Here is a 2,127-nt window from a genome sequence, read left to right as displayed (position 1 = left end):
AAGTCGTTCGGGTGGTGCAGGTCGTGCAGGTCGATGCCGCCGACCGTGGACTGGTCGACCACCGTGATCAGCGGATCCTGCCTCGCCTGCGCGCGGTCACGGAGCAGGTGCGCGCCCTGCTGAACGGTGACCGGGTGACGCTGTCGGCCGTACCGGCGGCGCGAGCGCTGCGTCTCGGCCAGCCGCCCGTACCGGATCTGCCGATCTGGCTGGCCGCGACCGGTGAGCGCACCATCCGGGTCGCCGCGGACCTGGCCGACGGCTGGTATCCGCTGTACCTGCGCCCCGGCCGGGTGCGCGAGCTCGGCGCCGGCCTGGCCGGGCCGCGAGCGGCGACGCACCCGCTGACGGTCGCGGCCGGACCGTTCACGGTCGTCGACCCGGACGTCGCGGCGGCCCGGGCGACCGCGGCGGAATGCACGGCGGCGTACCTGGGGGTGATGGGTGACATCTATCCGGAGGTGCTCGCCCGCCAGGGCCTCGCCACCGAGGTCGGACTCGTCCGGGCCACCAGAACCATCCCGGCCGAGGCGCAGATCCTGCTCGACGAATTCACCGCGTACGGCACTGCGGCTACGGTGCGGGAGCAGCTCGAACGATGGGACGCCGTCACCGACATCACCATGGTCGGGTTGCCGCCCGGCCTGTCCTGGCCCCGCCTCGAGGCAACGATCCGCGCCTGCGCGCCTCGGCTTGCCGCCGCCCGATGAAAGGACGCAGCAGATGCCCCGACAGATCATCTCCACCCCCGACGCCCCGGAATACCCGAGCTACAGCCAGGCGGTCAAAGCCGGAAACAGCGTCACGGAGGTCTTCGCCGAGTTCTTCCCCGACGTGCGCCCGCCGCGCTGCGTCAGCCGGCTCGGCGTCGACCGGCCGGGCATCCTGGTCTCCATCGCCATGGTGGCCATCATCGACTGACGGTGCCGCCAACGGCGACCGCGGCTGACATGGGTGGAAGTCGCCTCAGGTATCGACGTTATGAAGTCGATCAAATACTTTTCGTACATGTGGCGGCGACAGAGGCGCGAGCAAACCGGTGAAGTATCCATCAAAATGGACGTTGCCTTGCGGGTGGCGCGCACTGACTACGCCCGCCGCGTTTACGACCGGGTCATGGACTGGTACAAGGTCGCGGAGACAAAGGCCCAGCTGATCCTGACGGTCAACGGGGTCTTCGTCACGATCGGCTTCGGCATCGTCTCCGCCAAGCCTGACGACGCGACTGTGCCGACTCAGAACCTCGGCCCGGAGACGTGGGCCTTCCTGGCCGTCGCCGTGTCGGCGCTGGCCGGGGCGATCGGCGCCGCGGCCACGAGCTTGCTCTCTCGGCACCGTCACAACATCAAGGCCGACTTCAAGCGCCTCGACATCGACATCGGGAACGAGAAGAGGCGGTCGCCCTATCCCGTCGAATCCTTGTGGTACTTCGGGCATCTGGGCAGCCTGCCCTTTCGCCGGGCGGTGAACAGCTTCGATCAGATCGACGAGGACGACGAATTCAAGATTCTCACGTTCCACGTGGTGGGTCTGTCGCGAGTGGTCCTCCGCAAGCACCGGCTGATCAACGCCGGCTGGCTGCTGACCAGTGTCGCCCTCCTGTCTCTGCTCGCCGCCATCACGAGCTACGCGATCCGCGCCAGCAACTGACCCGGGCCGCGCGAGCCGGTGGAGTGCGTGACGCGCACTCCACCGGCTTTCGCCCTAGAAGCTGAGGCCACAGATGAAGCGGAACTTCTCCCAGGACTTCACCACTGACCGGTTGGAGTCGAAGGCTCCGCTCGACCGGCCACCGCCGTCGACCGCCGTCAGGAAGTGACGGTCGAAGAGACGGATGCCCACCGTTCCGTCCCCCTGCCCGACGAGCTCGAGCGTCTCCCAGGTGTCCCGCCTGATCGCGTCGGTGTGCAGCACGTCGGTCACCTGGTTGTGGGTGAGCCCACCGCTGTTCACCGCGGTCACGTAGTTCGCGGACCGGGTCCGCAGGTCGACGTGCACCCCGTCGCCGACCGGCTCGAGCGTGAACTTCTCGTTGGGACCGATCACGGTGGCGTCGGTGCGCATCACGCTCGTGATCCGGCCGCCGCCGCCGACTGCCGTCACGAACCGGCCGTTGTCAACCTGGAG

At 68.3% G+C, this 2,127-nt stretch carries 3 protein-coding genes and 1 pseudogene; 3 read left to right on the top strand and 1 reads right to left on the bottom strand.

The features are described 5' to 3' along the window. The 3 genes from AB0C29_RS45205 to AB0C29_RS45195 all read left to right on the top strand — a co-directional run. On the top strand, positions 1-710 hold a 710-nt coding region (locus AB0C29_RS45205; RefSeq protein WP_360834095.1), incomplete at its 5' end, for an LLM class flavin-dependent oxidoreductase. A 13-nt stretch (positions 711-723) separates the two neighbouring features. Beyond that, entirely contained in the window at positions 724-921 is a 198-nt protein-coding gene (locus AB0C29_RS45200) for a hypothetical protein (protein ID WP_360834093.1), read from the top strand. A 60-nt stretch (positions 922-981) separates the two neighbouring features. After that, entirely contained in the window at positions 982-1,650 is a 669-nt protein-coding gene (locus tag AB0C29_RS45195; protein WP_360834091.1) for a hypothetical protein, read from the top strand. Positions 1,651-1,704: 54 nt separating this feature from the next. On the opposite strand, the pseudogene AB0C29_RS45190 reads toward AB0C29_RS45195, so the two are convergent. Then, positions 1,705-2,127 (bottom strand): annotated as a pseudogene (locus AB0C29_RS45190) (hypothetical protein); the annotation flags it as partial.

Origin of the sequence: Actinoplanes sp. NPDC048791 (assembly GCF_040650095.1) — a bacterium.
GTDB lineage: Bacteria > Actinomycetota > Actinomycetes > Mycobacteriales > Micromonosporaceae > Actinoplanes.
This window is presented reverse-complemented; position numbering and strand designations above follow the sequence as displayed.

Bases quoted from the DNA above. Each gene is read 5' to 3' on its own strand.
- AB0C29_RS45200 (WP_360834093.1), top strand. From the start codon at position 724: ATGCCCCGACAGATCATCTCCACCCCCGACGCCCCGGAATACCCGAGC.
- AB0C29_RS45195 (WP_360834091.1), top strand. From the start codon at position 982: ATGAAGTCGATCAAATACTTTTCGTACATGTGGCGGCGACAGAGGCGC.